Annotated in this window: 11 protein-coding genes and 1 pseudogene; 8 read left to right on the top strand and 4 right to left on the bottom strand. The window is 70.9% G+C overall.

Going from position 1 to position 17874, the window contains the following annotated elements; all coding sequences use genetic code 11:
• Both ABT001_RS18565 and ABT001_RS18560 read right to left on the bottom strand, forming a co-directional pair.
• A pseudogene (locus ABT001_RS18565) lies at positions 1–220 on the bottom strand (hypothetical protein); the annotation flags it as partial.
• 292 nt (positions 221–512) lie between these two features.
• Entirely contained in the window at positions 513–3203 is a 2691-nt protein-coding gene (locus ABT001_RS18560) for a cellulose binding domain-containing protein (RefSeq protein WP_351278433.1), read from the bottom strand.
• 758 nt (positions 3204–3961) lie between these two features.
• On the opposite strand from ABT001_RS18560, the gene ABT001_RS18555 reads away from it, so the two are divergent.
• From ABT001_RS18555 to ABT001_RS18535, 5 genes are all read left to right on the top strand, one after another.
• Entirely contained in the window at positions 3962–4189 is a 228-nt protein-coding gene (locus tag ABT001_RS18555) for a type A2 lantipeptide (RefSeq protein WP_351278431.1), read from the top strand.
• A gap of 85 nt (positions 4190–4274) precedes the next feature.
• Complete coding sequence (locus ABT001_RS18550) at positions 4275–5081, top strand: HlyD family efflux transporter periplasmic adaptor subunit (RefSeq protein ID WP_351278429.1); 807 nt, start codon at positions 4275–4277, stop codon at positions 5079–5081.
• Positions 5078–7339, top strand: a complete 2262-nt coding sequence (locus ABT001_RS18545) for an NHLP family bacteriocin export ABC transporter peptidase/permease/ATPase subunit (protein WP_351278427.1) — start codon at positions 5078–5080, stop codon at positions 7337–7339. Before ABT001_RS18550 ends, ABT001_RS18545 begins: the two co-directional genes overlap by 4 nt.
• Position 7340: 1 nt before the next feature.
• On the top strand, positions 7341–10199 hold the full coding sequence (locus tag ABT001_RS18540; RefSeq protein ID WP_351278424.1) for an NHLP bacteriocin export ABC transporter permease/ATPase subunit: 2859 nt from the start codon (positions 7341–7343) through the stop codon (positions 10197–10199).
• A 206-nt stretch (positions 10200–10405) separates the two neighbouring features.
• Positions 10406–10900, top strand: coding sequence for an NUDIX hydrolase (locus tag ABT001_RS18535; RefSeq protein WP_351278422.1), 495 nt, complete (start codon positions 10406–10408; stop codon positions 10898–10900).
• A 34-nt stretch (positions 10901–10934) separates the two neighbouring features.
• On the opposite strand, the gene tkt is transcribed toward ABT001_RS18535, so the two are convergent.
• Entirely contained in the window at positions 10935–13115 is a 2181-nt protein-coding gene (gene tkt / locus ABT001_RS18530) for a transketolase (protein WP_351278419.1), read from the bottom strand.
• Between the two features lie 207 nt (positions 13116–13322).
• Positions 13323–14990, bottom strand: a complete 1668-nt coding sequence (locus ABT001_RS18525) for an IclR family transcriptional regulator domain-containing protein (protein WP_351278417.1) — start codon at positions 14988–14990, stop codon at positions 13323–13325.
• Between the two features lie 129 nt (positions 14991–15119).
• On the opposite strand from ABT001_RS18525, the gene ABT001_RS18520 reads away from it, so the two are divergent.
• The 3 genes from ABT001_RS18520 to ABT001_RS18510 are packed head-to-tail and all read left to right on the top strand — an operon-like array spanning position 15120 to position 17748.
• Positions 15120–15890, top strand: coding sequence for a CoA transferase subunit A (locus ABT001_RS18520; protein WP_351278688.1), 771 nt, complete (start codon positions 15120–15122; stop codon positions 15888–15890).
• On the top strand, positions 15890–16537 hold the full coding sequence (locus ABT001_RS18515) for a CoA transferase subunit B (RefSeq protein ID WP_351278415.1): 648 nt from the start codon (positions 15890–15892) through the stop codon (positions 16535–16537). Before ABT001_RS18520 ends, ABT001_RS18515 begins: the two co-directional genes overlap by 1 nt.
• On the top strand, positions 16534–17748 hold the full coding sequence (locus tag ABT001_RS18510; RefSeq protein ID WP_351278412.1) for a thiolase family protein: 1215 nt from the start codon (positions 16534–16536) through the stop codon (positions 17746–17748). The genes ABT001_RS18515 and ABT001_RS18510 overlap by 4 nt, the downstream gene beginning before the upstream one ends.
• The last annotated feature ends 126 nt before the right edge of the window (positions 17749–17874 follow it).

Here is a 17874-nt window from a genome sequence, read left to right as displayed (position 1 = left end):
CCGACACGCCGGCCAGCGCACCACCACCGGCGTGCACACCGCCCTCGGGCTTGTCGTGCTTCCACGAGTCCGGCTTCTCGCGGTCGTCGTTGCTGCTCGCGGAGGAGCCGCTGTCCTTGTCCCAGTCGTCCGCCGAGGTCACGGCGTATGCGGCGGGGGCGGAGACCGCGAGGACCGCCGTGACGGCGGCCGAGGCGAACAGGGTGCGGGCAGAGCGCATGGATACACAGTCCTTCCGTCACTCCCGCGCTGGCCGGCTGGTTGTCGGCTCATCGGATCACGGGTGCGACGTGATCCACCGTCAGCGGAAATCCGGAGGGGCACCACTCGGGAGAGCCGCATTCGAGCTACGCGGTGGGCTCATCGTGTGACAGGCAGCCAGATGTCACCCGTTGGACGGCACGCCACGCCGGAGGGAGGTTTGGGCGGCGAGGGCCAGCGGTGTAGAGGGGCCCGAGCGGGGCGGGGAGCCGGTGCGGGGGACGCTCTCCCCGCACCGGCCCGCCGGGGCGTCAGCCGGCGGTGCAGGCCTCGCCGTCCAGCGTGAACGCTTCCGGCTCGGTGCTGCCGTCCGTCGACGTACCGGTGAATCCGAAGCCGGCCGAGGAGCCGGGTGCCACCGTGCCGTTCCAGCCGACGTCCGTCGCGGTCACCTTCGCCCCTGTCTGCCGGTGGGTTGCGTTCCACATCTGGGTGACCTTCTGGTCTCCGGGGAAGGACCAGTCCAGATGCCAGCCGTCATAGGCCGTGCCGCCGGTGTTGGTGACCGTCACCTCGGCCTGGAAGCCGCCGGACCACTGGTTGGTGACCTTGTACCTCACCGAGCAGTCGGCTTCCTCCGGGTCCGGATCGGGATCCGGGTCCGTGCCCCCGCCGTCGGTGTCCGAGGACTCGCCCACCTGGATCCCCCGGCCGTTGGTGGAGACGTACACCCGCCCGTGGACCCGAGGGTCTCCGGTGATCGCGGCGCCGGTCCAGGCCCACTGGTGTGCGTCGTCGTTGATCCGCGTCCAGGTGGCACCCGTGTCCGTCGACCGGAAGATGCCACGGACGCCGCCGATCTTCGCGCTGACGAAGACGGTCTGATATGCGGCCCCGGGGGCCGCCTTGCCGAAGCCGACGCTGTCGGCCTGTTCCACGCCGGAGAACCTGGTGAAACTCGCGCCGGAGTCGGTGGAGCGCCAGAGCCCGTACGTGCCCGTCGAAGCGCCGCCCGCCAGCCAGATGTCGCCTTCCGCGCCGGGCAGTGCCTTGAAGCGGATGTTGCCCTCGGTCGGCAGCCCGGTCGCCTTCGCGGTGAAGGTGGCTCCGCCGTCGGTGGACACGTAGAAGGTGCCGGCCTTGAATCCGTAGAACTTCTTCGGGTTCTTACGGTCCGACTCGACGGTCGCCCCTGCCGGGATTCCGGTGGAGGCGGACCAGGAGTTGCCGTACCCGGTGGTGTGGTGGACGGCAGCGCCGTCCGGACTCCAGACGAAGCCGCTGCCGTCAGCAGCTGCGGCGACCGTGCCGCCGCCGGTGACACCGGAGGGCTCGGAGCCCTGGAACCAGTTGGCTCCGTTGTCGGTGGAGAAGCCGATGTGCGGAGCGGCGTCGGCGTTGCCGACCCGTACGACCGTGCCGGGGGACGTCTCCGCGAAGTCGAGGCTGGTCGTCGAGTCCAGGTTCGGCGAGGTGAACATCATGGCGGGCACCTCGTCGAGGTCCGTGTGCCGGAAGCCTCCGATGTCACCCAGAGCGCTCAGCAGCGGTGCGCCCGAGGGCGGACTCGCCAGGTCGTTGACGGCCGTCTCCTCCAGGCCCTCGACCATGGGCGTGATCGTGAACTGCCCGCCGGAGTCCCAGGACGTGAGGTTCTCGGTGCCGTAGACCGTCGCACCCGTGCCGTACATCATCCGGTTCGAGTCGAACGGGTCGATCTCCAGGGACTCCGTCATCCAGCCGAGCTTGGGGGCGGTCTCCGGCGGGGACGGGTCGGCTCCCCAGCTGAGCCAGGGCACCGAGGAGACGTCCAGCGTGTACCGGTTCGAGCGGTTCGGATAGCTGGTGTAGTCCCACGCCTGGGTCCACGTCGCCCCGCTGTCGGTGGAGCGGAAGATCTGGGTGTCGGGCCACCAGGAGCTGTAGGCGGTCGCCATCAGGGTCCCGGGCTGCTGCCGGTCGACGGAGAGGCCACTGAAGCCGTAGTAGGTGTCGGCCTCCGCGACGGGACTGACGTCCGTCCACGCGCCGGACTCCGTGTCGTAGCGCCAGATCCGGCCCTTGGCACCGTCGTACGGGCCGCCCGTGTCACTGAGCGTCAGATAGAGGTGGCCCGTGGCGGAGTCGAGTACACCCTTGTGCGCGAGGTATCCGGTCGGCTGTCCGGCGATCCTGGACCAGGTGCCGCCGCCGTCCGTGGAGCGGTAGACGGTGTTCTCCTTGTCGGCGACCCCGACGTAGATGTCCTGGGTGACACCTCCCGCACTGCCGGAGCGCTCGTCGAAGGTCACCCAGACGATGCCCTGGTTGTCGTTGCCGTATCCGCTGGTGTCGGACGGGTCCTGTGCGTAGTTGCCGGGGTTCGGGAAGGCGGTCACCTCGGACCAGGTGACCCCCGAGTCGGTGGACCGCCACAGTCCGTTGCCGCTGGGGGCGCCGAGGTACAGGACGGAGTTCTCGTTCGGATCGACCGCGAGCCGCTCCCCCATCCCTCGTCCCGGCATGTTGCCGCCGAGCTTGAAGGGCAGCGTGGAGGCCTTCCAGGAGGCGCCACGGTCCGAGGAGCGCAGGACCGCTCCGTCCGTCGGGTCCCAGCTGTTGGTGTACGTGCCGACGGCGGCGTACACGTTGTCGGGCTCGGCCGGGTCGGAGGCGAGGCTCACGACTCCGGACCAGCCCCATCGGTCCCAGTCCACCCAGTCCAGCAGCGGTGTCCACCGCTTGCCGGCCTGGTCCCAGCGGTAGGCGCCGCCGATGTCGGTGCGCGCGTAGGCGAGGTCCTTCTCGGACCGGTTGAAGACGATGCCCGGCACGAAGCCACCGCCGTCGATCCGCGCGTTCTTCCACGTGTAGGTGTCCGCCGCGATGGACACATCCGATGCTTCGGCTGCGGCGGTCCCCTCGTCCGGGCGTGCCACGGCCGGGCTTCCGGTGATCGACAACCCGGCGGTGAGGGCAAGTGCCGCCAGAACGGCGGCGATCGGTCTGGTACTCAAACGCACGGAAACGTCCTCTCCGAGCTGACCGCCGCGCGGCGGCGGTACGGGGCTGACACAGAGATGGGAGCGCTCCCATACGGCACCCGATGGTAGCGCCACTCCTCGCCCGGAGAGAAGGGTGGTGCAGACGTTCATCGGATGAATCGAGGCCCCACTCGACCATAAGAAGGGGTGCACGAACGGGCGCACCGTTCACGGCCGCCACAAAAGGCGGCTCATTTCCTTCACGTATTCACAGACGACGTGACACGGCGGCCACTCCGGACCGGGAAAAGTTTCATATGCGCCCCATTCAGTTGCAGAAGACATACGAACAGAAGGCGAACCCCCCTCACCTTTCACCATGCCGTGAATACCGATACATTCCGAACTCACACCCGCAGGCGGATCACTCGCACCCGGAATGCCCGAGGCCACCAGACCCGTGAACCTGCACACGGCGTGCACGGACCGGTCACCGGATCCGGCACAAAATGCCAGGTCCAGGCCTATACGGGGGTCGATTGGGATGAGAGTGCCCCACTTGGGGAACGTGGGGCCGCGGCGGTGCGGAACTCGTTCGGTGAAATTCGTGGAGGATCTGCCGCCACGAAATGAATGCTTCTGCACGCCGGCCGCTCCAGGCGGTCCGACAATCACGGACCCACCCGCGTTCGATTCGCCGCACGAGGCACGGGCGTGCTTTGATCCTGGGCCATACGGAAGTCGCACCACCGGATTTCCGTACAGAAGCAATTTCCATACGAAGGGCAGCGCTCATCATGAACTACACCCCCCAGGTCGAGACCGCCGAGATCTCCGACGCCGACCTCGACAACGTCTCGGGCGGCCTCGTCGGCGGCGTGCTCGGCAACGTCACGGGCACCGTCGAGGGCATCGTCCCGGTCGCCGGCGCTGTCGGCTCGGTCACCGGTCTCGTCGAGTCCGCCACCGGCGTGAACACGGGCGCGGTCACCGGCCTGACCTCCGGCCTGACCGCCGGTCTCTGAGAGACACGGCACCACCCCACCGGGCCCCGGAACCGATCGGTTCCGGGGCTCGGTGCCGATCGCTGACAGGTGAGGGAAGAGTTCAGTGCAGTTCCGCCAGCAGGCACTCTCCAAGCTGCAGTCGCCCGAGCAGCTCGATCTTCCGGTGCGCTTCGCCCGCCCGCAGGGCCTGCTCGTCCTCTGTGTCACCGTCGCCGTGATGGCCGCCGCCTGCTTCTGGGCCGTGACGGGCTCCGTCGCCGGCACGCTCGACGCGCCCGGCATCCTCACGCATTCCCGCGGCAGTTACCTCCTGCAGAGCCCGGTCGCCGGCCAGGTCACCGAGGTGCTCGCCGACGAGGGCGAGACCCTGCCCCGGGACTCCCCGCTGCTCAAGGTCCTTACGGAGCAGGGCGAACGCGTCGTCCGTACGATCGACGCCGGCCGGCTCACCACGGTGACCGCCACGGTCGGGGCGGTGGTCACCACCGGCGCGGACGTGGCGAGCGTCGAGCGGATCGACGGTGCCGACGATCCACTGGTGGTCCTGCTGTACGTGTCCGGGAGCAGTGCCGCCTCGGTCCCGGTGGGCGCCGGCGTCGATCTCACCGTCCAGTCCGTACCCGCCCAGCAGTACGGGGTGCTGCGTGGAGAGGTGGCGGCGGTCGGCAGAGCCGCGCAGACCCAGCAGCAGATCACCCGCTTCCTCGGGGACGCCCAGCTCGGCGAGCAGTTCTCCCGGCACGGCAGGCCCTTGCCGGTCCTGGTGAGGATCGAGCGCTCGGACTCCACGAAGTCCGGCTACCGGTGGTCCTCGGCCGACGGCCCCCCGTACCCGATCGGCTCCATGACCCTGGCCACCGGCTCCGTCCGTCTCGCCGACCGGCACCCGATCGATTGGCTGCTCCCGTGACCGCACCGCACCCCTCCCCCGCCGCCCAGCAGTTGCCGCCTCCCGGCCGCGGCAGGCACCGTCCGGAAGGAGCCCCTGGCGACAGACGACGGCCGCGTACCGCACGCACCAGGACCGTGCACACGCCCACCGTGCTCCAGATGGAGGCTCTGGAGTGCGGTGCGGCCTCGCTGGCGATGGTCCTCGCGCACCACGGCCGCCATGTGCCGCTGGAGGAACTGCGGATCGCCTGCGGTGTCTCGCGTGACGGCTCACGGGCCGGCAACGTACTCAAGGCCGCCCGCAGTTACGGACTCCAGGCCAAGGGCATGCAGATGGAGCCCGCGGCGCTCGCGGAGGTGCAGGCGCCCGCGATCCTCTTCTGGGAGTTCAACCACTACGTCGTGTACGACGGCACAGGGCGCCGTCTCGGGCGGCGGGGCGTGCACATCAACGACCCGGACAAGGGGCGCCGCTTCGTACCCGCGGAGGATTTCGACACCAGCTTCACCGGTGTGGTCCTCGTCCTGGAGCCCGGCGAGGGCTTCCGGCGCGGCGGCCGGAAGCCCGGTGTCGTGTCCGCGCTGCCGGCCCGGCTGCGCGGCACGACGGGGACGATGCTGGTCGCGCTGGTCGCCAGCCTGCTGCTGGTGGCCGTCGGGGCGACGCTCCCGGCCCTGAGCCGTACCTATATCGACATGTTCATGATTGGCGAGCAGACCTCGCTGCTGGGCGTGCTGTTCGCCTCGATGGGCAGCATGGTCGCCCTCACCGTCGTACTGACCTGGCTGCAGCAGGCGAATCTGCTGCGCGGGCGCATCATCTCGTCCACGCTCGGCAGCGCCCGATTCTTCCGGCATCTGCTCCGGCTGCCGGTCACCTTCTTCTCGCAGCGCAGTCCGGCCGATCTGGTCCAGCGGCTCCAGTCGAACGACGCCGTGGCCGAGACACTCGCCCGGGATCTCACCGCGGCCGGTGTCGACGGCATCGTCGTCCTTCTCTACGCGTTCCTGCTGTGGACCTACGATCCGCAACTGACCGTCATCGGGGTGGGGATAGCGCTGCTCAACGTGGTCGCGATGCGCGTCGTCGTGCGGCTGCGTGCCGTCGGCACGCAGAAGCTGCGTGCCGACACCGCACGGTTGACGAACACCTCGTACACCGGTCTCCAGCTGATCGAGACGATGAAGGCCACAGGTGGCGAGAACGGGTACTTCCGCCGGTGGGCGGGGCAGCACGCGGCGACTCTGGAGGAGCAGCAGCGCCTCGGTGTCCCGAGTGCCTGGCTGGGCATCGTCGCCCCCGCCCTCGCGACGCTCAACAGCGCCCTGATCCTGTGGATCGGGGGTCTCCGGGCCGTCGAGGGGCACATCTCGATCGGGCTGCTCGTCGCGTTCCAGGCGCTGGTGACCCGCTTCACCGCGCCGCTCACCCGGCTCAACGGGGTGGCGGGCAGGGTCCAGGACTTCGCGGCCGACGTGGCCCGTCTCAAGGATGTGGAGAACTTCCCCGTCGACCCGCTGTACTCCCGCCCCGAGCCGGCCGCGAGCACCCGTCGGCTCAAGGGCCATGTGTCGCTGGAGAACATCACCTTCGGCTACAGCCCGCTCGACAAGCCGCTGCTCACCGGCTTCTCGCTCTCCGTCGGACCGGGGCAGCAGGTGGCGCTGGTCGGCGGTTCGGGCAGCGGCAAGTCGACGGTCTCACGGCTCATCTCGGGGCTCTACAGCCCGTGGGAGGGGACGATCCGCATCGACGGACAGTGTCTGGAGGACATACCCCGGGGGGCACTGGCGGCGTCCGTGTCCTTCGTCGACCAGGACGTCTTCCTCTTCGAGGGGACGGTCCGGGACAACGTGGCACTGTGGGACCCCTCGGTCCCGGACGAGGCCGTGACCGAGGCCCTGCGGGACGCCGCGCTGTACGACGTGGTGGCCCGCCGACCGCGCGGCATCCACAGCCGGGTGGAGCAGGACGGCCGCAACTTCTCCGGCGGGCAGCGCCAGCGTCTGGAGATCGCCAGGGCCCTCGTGCGGCGCCCCAGCATCCTGGTCCTGGACGAGGTCACCAGCGCGCTGGACGCCGAGACGGAGCGCGTCATCATCGACAACCTGCGGCGGCGCGGCTGTGCCTGCGTGGTGATCGCGCACCGGCTGAGCACGGTGCGCGACAGCGACGAGATCGTGGTCCTGGACCACGGGACGGTGGTGGAGCGCGGGCGCCACGAGCATCTGGTGTCCGCAGGCGGCCCGTACGCCGATCTGGTCAGGGAGCACTGACGTGGCATCCGTACACCCTCTCGCCGGCACGGACGCGCCCGGGGAGGACCCTGTCATCGGCGCGCTCGGCGCGCTCGGCGCACCGGTCGACTGCACCGGGCTGCGGAGCCTGTCGCTGGAGGGCCCCCAGGTGCTGTGGCTCGTCGTGGGCGGCGCACTCGACCTGTTCGCCGTGGACGCGGCTGAGCAGGGCCACTGGCACTTCCTGGGCCGTCTCGAGCCGGGCACGCTGGTCCTGGGCCCGGTCGAGGGCCCGCAGCACACCCTGGTCGGCCGGCCCCTCCAGGAGTGCGCGCTGCGCCGGATCCCGCTGCGTGAGCTGTACCGGCCGGAGTACGCCGACCAGGGGGCGTACGACCATCGGTACCGCAGCCACTACGACACCGGGGACGCCACGCTGAGTCTGCTGGAGCACGCCTTCTCGCTCGGTGTGGGCCGTAGCCGGCGAGTGCTGTTCGAAGCGCCGCTGGACGGGCGGACCGCTTTCGACGGAACGGTGGGTGACGACGACATCCTCTGGCTGCCGGTGTCGCCCGGCAGTGTCCAGTACGGCGCCGCGTTCAGCGCCGAGGCGGCGGGCGATCTGCTCGTCGAACCGGCGATGTGGCAGGGGATGGTCAATCAGCAATTCCGCCTGCTGTCGGCGCTGGACCGCTGGATCGAACAGCTGGAGCGGGCGCACGAGGACCGGACCGCGGCTGGGATGAAGGCGGGCGAGGCCGTCCGCAGGGAGGCCGACCGGGCGCTGCTGACGTCGATCGGCCGGTCCGGGAGGGGCGCGTCGCCCGCCGCGGGTGCCTCGGACGACGCGGTGTACGCGGCGTGCCGTCTGGTGGCCCGGGATTCCGGGATCGTCCTCGCGGAGCCCGCGGCGGGAGGCGCGGTGAGCGACCGTGTCGACCCGGTCGAGCGCGTCGCGGTCGCCTCACGCGTCCGTACCCGTGCGGTGCGGCTCACCGGGCGGTGGTGGCGGGAGGACTTCGGGCCTCTGGTGGGCCACCGTGCCGCGTCCGGGGTGCCCGTCGCCCTGCTCCGGCGCCGCGGCCGCTACGAGGCGGTCAACCCGCTGACCGGGCGGCGCAGCCGGGTCGACGGCACCTCGGCCGAGGAATTCGAGGAGCGGGCCGTGATGTTCTACCGGCCGCTGCCCGAGCGGCCGTCGGGCAGGTGGCAGCTGTTGCGCTTCGGTCTGTTCGGCACACGGGGCGATCTGCGGAGGCTGGTACTGGCGGGTCTGGTGACCGTCGCACTGGGTGCGCTGGTGCCGATCGCGACGGGCAAGGTGCTCGGTGTGTACGTGCCGAACGCCCGGACGGACCTCATCGTGCAGGTCTCGCTCTCCGTGATCATCGCCGGTGTCGTCTCGGCGGCCTTCACGCTGATGCAGAATCTCACGATCCTGCGGCTGGAGGGGCGGATCGAGAGCACACTGCAGCCCGCGGTCTGGGACCGGCTGCTGCGGCTGCCGACGAAGTTCTTCACCGAGCGGTCCACGGGGGAACTGGCGAGCGCGGCCATGGGCGTCAGCGCCATCCGCCGGGTGCTGTCCGGCACCGGCCCCGTCGTGGTGCAGGCGGGCACGCTCGGGGCGATGAATCTGGGCCTGCTGCTGTGGTTCAGCGTTCCGCTGGCGCTCGCGGCCGTGGCGATGCTGGTCGTCATCGCGGGGGTGTTCCTCACCATGGGCATGGGGGAGCTGCGCTGGCAGCGCCGGCTGGTCGAGCTGGGGAACAAGCTGAACAACCAGGCGTTCCAGACTCTGCGGGGACTGCCGAAACTGCGTGTCGCGGCGGCGGAGAGCTTCGCGTACGGAGCATGGGCCGGGGAGTTCGCCCGCAGCCGTGAGCTGCAGAAGCGGGCGGGACGGATCAAGAATCTGACGACGGTCCTCAACGCGGTCTACCTGCCGCTGTGTTCGCTGATCATCTTCGTGCTGCTGGCGGGACCGGCGCGCGGTTCCCTGACGGCCGCCGAGTTCCTGACCTTCAACACGTCCGTGACGATGCTGCTGACGGCTGTCACCCAGCTCACCGGCGCGTTCGTGTCCGCAGCCGCCGTGCTTCCCATGTTCGAGCAGATCAAGCCGGTGCTCGACGAGGCGCCCGAGGTGCGCGGCGCCAGCACGCAACCGGGCGAGCTGTCCGGGGAGATCGAGGCCCGGGGGGTGTCCTTCCGCTACTCCGACGACGGGCCCACGGTCCTCGACGAGGTGTCGCTGACGGTCCGGCCGGGCGAGTTCGTCGCGGTCGTGGGCCCCAGCGGGTGCGGTAAATCGACGCTGCTGCGGCTGCTCATCGGATTCGACAGGCCCGTCTCGGGCAGTGTCCTGTACGACGGGCAGGACCTGACGGCGCTCGACCAGGCAGCGGTGCGCCGTCAGTGCGGCGTGGTCCTGCAGAACGCCCAGCCGCTGTCCGGATCGATCCTGGACTGCATCTGCGGCGCCGAGGTCTTCACCCAGGAGGAGGCGTGGGAGGCCGCCGCGATGGCGGGCCTGGCCGAGGACATCAAGCGCATGCCGATGGGGCTGCACACGATGATCTCCGGCGGCGGCTCGATCTCAGGGGGCCAGCGACAACGGCTGATGATCGCCCAGGCGCTCGTACGCCGGCCCCGCATCCTGTTCTTCGACGAGGCCACCAGCGCGCTGGACAACGAGACGCAGCGCACGGTGATCGAGAGCACCCGGTCCCTGCGGGCCACCCGTGTGGTGATCGCGCACCGGCTGTCCACCGTGATGGACGCCGATCGCGTGATCGTGATGGCCGACGGCCGTGTCGTCCAGGAAGGGCCGCCCGCGGAGCTCCTGGCTGACACGACCGGGCAGCTGCATGAACTGGTGCGGCGTCAGATGAGCTGAGGGCTGTCCCGCGATTCCCGGTGAATCAGCGCGCGGCGTCAGATGCGGTGCATCGCAAGGCGGAGGGACGTCCGCATACTGGATGTATGGGGATGTTCCGACAACGCGGCGAGGTGCCGTAGCCGTCGTCGTGCGCCCGCCGGGAGTTGCGGGACAGCCCTTAGGGCGATTAGGGGATTCATCGGCCGACAGGCCAAGATGGTCCGATGGGCCAGGGGACGAACGGTATGGGCGGGCTGAGGCGGGGTGGCTTCCGGCTGGCGGCGTACGCCGTGTGCGTCGACGACGGACTGGTGCTGCTCGCCCACCACGCGTCAGGCGACTGGACTCTTCCGGGTGGCAGGGTCGAGCACGCGGAGGATCCGTTCGACACGGTGATCCGGGAGGTCGCCGAGGAGACCGGCTGCGACGCAGTGGTCGAACGTCTGCTGGGTGTGGACTCGCGGGTGATTCCCGCAGCCGACGCGCGTGCGGGCGTCGAGCACCAGAACATCGGCATCTTCTACCGGGTCCGTATCATCGGCGGCCGCCTCCGGCCCGAGCCGAACGGCGAAGTCGTCGAGTCGGTCTGGACACCCGTACCCGAAGTCGCCCGCCTCCGCCGCTCGTCGCTGGTCGACATCGGCCTCACGCTCGCGCGGACCGTTCCGGCGACCGGCCACGTCGCTCCCGTCCCTGTCGGCGGCCTGGTCCGGCACTGAGACGCCACAAGGACACGACCGGGTCCGGGCGCGGTCACGGCCGCCGCCCGCCGGGCCTCGGGGGCTCCACCGCGTCGCGGATGCTGGCGCGTGCGGCCGTGGCCACGGCTTCCGCGGTGATGCCGAACTCCGCGTAGAGCCGCTCGTAGTCGGCGGACGCGCCGTAGTGCTCCAGACCGATGATCCGGCCGGCGTCGCCGACCACCTCGCGCCATCCCTGGCCCACGGCGGCCTCGACGCTCACGCGGGCGCGCACGTCCGGTGGCAGCACCTCGTCCTGGTAGGACAGCGGCTGCTCGGCGAACCATTCGCGGCAGGGCATCGAGACCACGCGTACGGCCAGCCCTTCGTCGACCAGCGCTTTGCGGGCGTCGAGCGCGATCTGGACCTCCGATCCCGTCGCCACCAGGATGACGTCGGGGGTGGATCCGGCGGCCTCCACCAGGATGTAGGCACCGCGGGCCGCTCCCTCGGCGGAGGCGTGGACGCCGTCCGTGCGGTCGAGCACCGGGAGGTTCTGCCGGGTCAGGACGAGACCGGCGGGGCGGTCGGTGTGCTCCAGGATCGTCCGCCAGCAGATGGTGGTCTCGTTGGCGTCACCGGGGCGGACGACGTCGAGCCCGGGGATCGCCCGCAAAGCGGCCAGGTGCTCGACCGGCTGATGGGTGGGACCGTCCTCGCCCAGCCCGATCGAGTCGTGGGTCCACACATAGGTGGCGGCAAGCTTCATCAGGGCGCCGAGGCGGACCGCCGGGCGCATGTAGTCGCTGAACGTGAGGAACGTGCCGCCGTACGGGCGCGTCAGGCTCTGCAGCGCGATGCCGTTGAGTACGGCCCCCATGGCGTGCTCACGGATGCCGAAGTGCAGGGTCCGCCCGTAGGGACCGCCCGCGAACTCCTCGGTCTGCCGGTCGGCGGGGACGAAGGAGGGCTCGCCGTCCATGGTGGTGTTGTTGCTGCCCGCGAGGTCCGCGGAACCGCCCCACAGCTCGGGGAGGACCGGTGCGAGGGCGGTGAGCACCGTGCCGGACGCCTTGCGGGTTGCCATGCCCTTCGTGTCGGCCGGGAAGTGCGGGAGCGCGTCGGTCCAGCCGTCGGGCAGCTCCCGCTTCCGCAGCCGGTCCAGCAGGGCCGCCCGCTCCGGATGGCCGGCCCGCCAGTCCTCGTAGGTCCGCTCCCAGCGCTTCCTGGCATCCTTGCCCCGCTCCCCCACGGCCCGGGTGTGGGCGAGGACCTCCTCCTCCACGGGGAAGTACGTCTCGGGGTCGAAGCCGAGGAGCCGCTTGGTGCCGGCGACCTCGTCGTCCCCGAGGGCCGCCCCGTGAGCCTTTCCGGTGTTCCTCTTCGTCGGGGCGGGCCATCCGATGACGGTGCGCAGCATGATCAGCGACGGCCGGGACCGCTCCGCCTTCGCCGTCCCGATCGCGTCGAGCAGCGCGTCGACGTCCTCGACGTAGTCGCCCGTGCGGGTCCAGTCCACGGTCTGCACGTGCCAGCCGTACGCGGCGAAGCGTGCGGGGACGTCCTCGCTGAACGAGATGTCGGTGTCGTCCTCGATGGAGATGTGGTTGGAGTCGTAGAAGGTGATGAGGTTGCCCAGCTGCTGATGGCCCGCCAGGGACGCGGCCTCGGAGGCGACGCCCTCCATCATGTCGCCGTCGGACGCCAGCACGTACACGTGGTGGTCGAACGGGCTCTCGCCCGGCGCGGCGTCCGGGTCGAGGAGGCCCCGCTCCCTGCGTGCGGCCATCGCCATCCCGACGGAGGCGCCCATCCCCTGGCCCAGCGGGCCGGTGGTGATCTCGACACCGCGGGTGTGCCGGTACTCCGGGTGGCCCGGGGTCGCCGAGTCCCAGGTCCGCAGCGCCTTCAGGTCGTCCATCTCCAGGCCGTAGCCGGCCAGGTAGAGCTGGATGTACAGCGTGAGGCTGGTGTGGCCGCAGGAGAGGACGAAGCGGTCCCTGCCCAGCCACTGGTCGTCGGCGGGGTCGTGCCGCATGACCTGCTGGAACAGCAGGTAGGCGAGCGGTGCCAGGCTCATCGCCGTACCGGGATGGCCGTTGCCGGTCTTCTGTACGGCGTCGGCGGCGAGGACCCGTACGGTGTCGACGGCGCGCAGGTCCACCTCGCTCCACCCCGCCCGCTCGGCCAGCGGCCGGGCGAGGCCGGGGTCCCGTGACGCGGTGCTGCCGGAAGAGGATCGTTCGGGCGCCATGGTGTCGTCTCCCTCGGATGTGGCTTCTCGTACGACGGGGCCGGTGCGGCTCGCCACCTTTCGCATCCTCCGATTCCACGCTGCCCTGCGCACCCTGAGCAGGGCAGGCGCCGCGGGCCGGCTCCTCATGTCCGGGCCGGGCCCGGCCGTGTCTTCACTGCCGGTGAACCTCCGGTCGTCCGTGCCGGCTGCGGGACCTGGCGCTCCTCAGACCGCGGCCACGCGGGTGAAGCGGGCAGCTGTGCGCAGTTCGGATTCGATCCTGTCGGCGGTGAGGCGGAGTCGGGGCAGCACCTGCTCCAGGCACGCGTCGATCGTCCGGCTGCTGCTGTGCATGGCGACGTTGACGGCCGCGACCGCGGTGCCCTCGCGGTCCCGTACGGGCACGGCGATCGAGCGCAGGCCCGCTTCCAGTTCCTCGTCGACCAGGGCGTACCCCTCGGTTGCCACACGCTCCAGGACCGCTTCGAGCGCGGCACGGCGGGTGACGGTGTGAGGGGCCAGGGGCCGCAGTTCCGCGTGGTCGAGGAGGCCCGCGAGTTCCCCTGGGGGCAGGTCGGCCAGCAGGACGCGGCCCAGCGAGGTGGCGTAGGCGGGGAAGCGCGTGCCGACGGTGATGTTGACGTTCATGATGCGATGAGTGGCCGCACGCGCCACGTACTGCACCGAGTCGTCCACGAGCACGGCGAGGGACGTCGAGTCGTGGATCTGTCCTGCCAGTGCGACGAGGTGCGGTTCCGCGATACGCGGCAGGGTGATGCGGGAGAGCGGCGGATATCCGAGCGCCAGGACGCGCGGGGTCAGCCGGTGGTCACGCCCGTCGACCGCCACATAGCCCAGGTGTTCGAGGGTGATCAGCGCGCGGCGCGCGGAGGCGCGGGACAGGCCGGTGGCCCGGGCGACGGCGCTGAGCGTCAGGGCGGCTCCCGTGTCGCCGAAGGCGGTGATGACGGTGAGGCCCCTGGCGAGGGACTCGATGAACTCCCTGCCCAGTTCCTGCTTCGAGGCCGCCGTCCATGAGGCGAGGGGTGCCGGGGCGGCGGGTGCGTCGCGGGTGTCGGGCGCGTCGCGCAGTCGTCCTTCCATGGCTTCGGCGGCGTCGCGCAGCCGGGCCAGCAGGCCCTCGCGGAGCCCGGGCGCGCTGTGCCGGCTGGTGTGGCTGACCACGCTGAGTACGCACGTGATCCCGCCGGCGGGGTCACGTACGGGGACGGCGAGGGCGAGGAGGCCCGGTTCGATCAGCTGGTCGTCCAGCGCCCAGCCTTCGGACCGGGCCCTTTCCACCCGTTCCTCGAAGGTGCCGTCCGCCGGACGCGGACACGGTGGCAGGGATGTGAATCCGGCTCCCGCCGGATCGGAGGCCCGCCTCTGCCGCCAGGCCTGCCACTCCGCGGGCCCCCAGAGGGTGGCGAAGAGCGCGCCGGGGGCGGTGCGTTCGGCGGGCAGCAGGTCGCCGATGCGGAAGCTCAGGGACATCGCGCGGCGCCGGGTGGCCTGGTGGACGAAGCGGATGTCCCCGCCGTCGGGCACCGCGAGCGACACGGACTCGTCGAGTTCGTCCGCGAGGGCGTCGACCAGGCCGCCGAGGAGCCCGGGCAGACGGATCGAGGACAGATAGGCGTTGCCCAGCTCCATCAGGGGCGGCGCGAGGGTGACGGTCCTGCCGTCGAGGCGGACGTACCCCGTGCGGGCGAGGGTGAGCGTGACCCGGTCGACGGTGGAGCGGGCGAGCCCGGTGGCGCGTTCCAGATCGCTGAGGCTGAGGGAGCCGTCCGCGTCGCTCAGCCTGCGCAGCACGGTGATCCCGCGCACGAGCGGTGCGACGGCCTCAGCGGGCGCCTCCGTGCCGGGCTCCGCGGTGCTCGTCCGGGGCATCTGTCTCTCCAGTCGGGCGTGGCCGACACGGATCGGGACCATTGACAGGGCTCCGGCCCGGGCGGCAAACTCTTTCGCATTACAGTGAAGGAAACTTCACCATGCGAACACTAATGGATGGACGGTTCCATGGACAAGGTGGTCGCGTCAGCGGCGTCGGCGGTCGCCGACATACCGGACGGCGCCTCGGTGGCGGTCGGGGGCTTCGGTCTCAGTGGTGTGCCGAACGTGTTGATCGACGCCCTGTACGCGAACGGCGCCGGCGGGCTCGATGTCGTGTCCAACAACTGCGGAGCGATGGAATCCGGTCTCGCGGTGCTGCTCTCCGCCGGCCGGATCAGCCGGGTGACCGGTTCGTACATCGGCGGGAACAAGGAGTTCGCCCGGCAGTACCTCGGGGGTGAGCTGGAGCTCGAGCTGATCCCGCAGGGCACCCTGGCCGAGCGGCTGCGGGCCGGTGGGGCCGGGATCCCGGCGTTCTACACCCCCGCGGGCGTGGGCACGCAGGTCGCCGACGGCGGACTCCCCTGGCGCTACGACGCCGAGGGCGGAGTGGCGGTGGCCTCCCCGCCCAAGGAGGTGCGCGGCTTCGGCGGCACCGAGTACGTCCTGGAGCACAGCATCCGCACCGACTTCGCCCTCGTCAGAGCGGCGAAGGGCGACCGGCACGGCAATCTGGTCTTCAACAGGTCCGCCCGCAACTTCAATCCGCTCGCCGCCATGGCCGGCCGCGTCACCGTCGCGGAGGTCGAGGAGCTGGTCGAACCGGGCGAGATCGATCCGGACCACGTGCACCTGCCGGGCATCTTCGTGCAGCGGGTGGTCGCGCTGACCCCGGAGCAGGCCGTGGACAAGAAGGTCGAGAAGCGAACGATCACGGAGCGGGAGGCACGGGACTGATGGCCTGGAACCGGAACGAGATGGCCGCCAGGGCGGCGGCGGAGCTGCGCGACGGCGAGTACGTCAATCTCGGCATCGGGCTGCCGACGCTGATCCCGAACCACCTGCCCGAAGGGGTGCACGTCGTCCTGGAGTCCGAGAACGGCATCCTGGGGACCGGCGCCTTCCCGTACGAGGAGGACGTCGACCCCGATCTGATCAACGCGGGCAAGGAGACGGTGACCGTCCGGCCGGGCGCCTCGTTCTTCGACTCGGCGCTCTCCTTCGGCATGATCCGCGGCGGTCACATCGACGCCGCCGTGCTCGGGGCGATGGAGGTCTCGGCCCGGGGTGATCTCGCCAACTGGGCCGTGCCGGGGAAGATGGTGACCGGCATCGGCGGGGCGATGGACCTCGTGCACGGGGCCCGTCGCGTCATCGTGACCATGACGCACACCGCCAAGGACGGCAGCCCGAAGATCGTCGAGGAGTGCGCGCTGCCGCTCACCGGCAAGGCGTGCGTCCAACGGATCATCACCGATCTCGCCGTGCTCGACGTGACCGACGACGGCCTGGTCCTCGTGGAGACCGCCCCCGGAGTGAGCACCGCCGAAGTCCTGGAGCGGACGGCCGCTCCGGTCCGTACGGCCGAGAGGATCACCTCATGAGCTTCCGCCCCCGCGACGTGTACGTCGTCGACGCGGTCCGCACCCCGATCGGCAGGTACAACGGGGCACTCGCGCAGGTGCGGCCCGACGACCTCGCCGCCCACGCCATCCGTGCGCTGCTCGGCCGCACCCCGGAGCTCGACCCGTCGCGCATCGGTGACGTGGTGCTCGGCAACGCCAACGGCGCGGGTGAGGAGAACCGCAACGTCGGCAGGATGGCCGCACTCCTCGCGGGCCTGCCGGTCTCCGTTCCCGGCGTCACCGTCAACCGGCTCTGCGCGTCCGGCCTCGAAGCCGTCGTGCACGCGGCCCGCGCCGTGGCACTCGGGGACCACTCCCTCGTCGTGGCCGGCGGCGTCGAGTCGATGACCCGGGCACCGTACGTGCTGCCCAAGAGCGACCGCGCCTTCCCCGCCGGACACACCGAGATGTACTCGACCACCCTGGGCTGGCGCATGGTCAACCCGCGGATGGAGCCGCGGTGGACGGTGCCGCTCGGCGAGAGCGCCGAGCTGATCGCCGAGAAGCACTCCATCAGCCGGGAACGGCAGGACGAGTTCGCCCTCGCCTCCCACCGGAAGGCGTCGGCCGCCAGGGCGGCAGGCCTGTTCGACGGCGAGATCGCGCCCCTGACGATCCCGCGCCGCAAGGGCGAACCGGTCGTGGTGGACCGGGACGAGTGCGTCAGGGACGACGCGTCGCCGGAGGCCATGGCCGGACTCCGCCCCGCCTTCCGTACGGAGGGCGGCACCGTCACCGCGGGCAACTCCTCCCCGCTGAACGACGGCGCGGCGGCCCTGCTGCTGGCCGACGAGGAGGGCCTGCGGGCCACCGGCCGGGAGCCCCTGGCCCGGATCACGGCCTCCGCCGTGTCGGCCAACGAGCCGCACTACTTCGGGCTCGCCCCGGTCGAGGCCGTGAACAGGGCGCTGGACCGGGCGGGCAGGAGCTTCGCCGACCTGACGGCCCTCGAGCTCAACGAGGCCTTCGCCGCCCAGGTGCTGGGCTGCGTCGCCGAATGGCCCGACCTCGACCCGTCCGTGCTGAACCCGCGCGGCGGGGCGATCGCGATCGGCCACCCGCTCGGCGCCTCGGGAGCCCGCCTCGCGGGCTCGATCGCGCACCAGCTCAAGGCCGCGGGCTCAGGGGTCGGCGTGGCGACGCTGTGCATCGGGGTGGGCCAGGGCTCCGCCCTGGTGCTGGAGAGGTAGACCTCCGACGCGCGGGGCCCCGTACCGGTCGCGCCGGCACGGGGCCCCACGCGTGCCTTCACGCCCTCCCGAGCGGCGGAACGGGCGTGCCGGATGAATGATGAACACATGCTGTGGTGCCACATC

The sequence above is a fragment of the Streptomyces sp. NPDC002793 genome (assembly GCF_040295485.1).
Lineage (GTDB): Bacteria > Actinomycetota > Actinomycetes > Streptomycetales > Streptomycetaceae > Streptomyces.
Note: the sequence above shows the minus strand (reverse complement) of the source record. Positions and strands in the feature narration are given on the sequence as shown.

Excerpts from the sequence above, each read along its gene's own strand:
- ABT001_RS18555 (WP_351278431.1), top strand. The coding sequence starts at position 3,962 with ATGAACTACACCCCCCAGGTCGAGACCGCCGAGATCTCCGACGCCGAC.
- ABT001_RS18535 (WP_351278422.1), top strand. The coding sequence starts at position 10,406 with ATGGGCCAGGGGACGAACGGTATGGGCGGGCTGAGGCGGGGTGGCTTC.
- tkt (WP_351278419.1), bottom strand. The coding sequence starts at position 13,115 with ATGGCGCCCGAACGATCCTCTTCCGGCAGCACCGCGTCACGGGACCCC.
- ABT001_RS18525 (WP_351278417.1), bottom strand. The coding sequence starts at position 14,990 with ATGCCCCGGACGAGCACCGCGGAGCCCGGCACGGAGGCGCCCGCTGAG.
- ABT001_RS18520 (WP_351278688.1), top strand. The coding sequence starts at position 15,120 with ATGGACAAGGTGGTCGCGTCAGCGGCGTCGGCGGTCGCCGACATACCG.
- ABT001_RS18515 (WP_351278415.1), top strand. The coding sequence starts at position 15,890 with ATGGCCTGGAACCGGAACGAGATGGCCGCCAGGGCGGCGGCGGAGCTG.
- ABT001_RS18510 (WP_351278412.1), top strand. The coding sequence starts at position 16,534 with ATGAGCTTCCGCCCCCGCGACGTGTACGTCGTCGACGCGGTCCGCACC.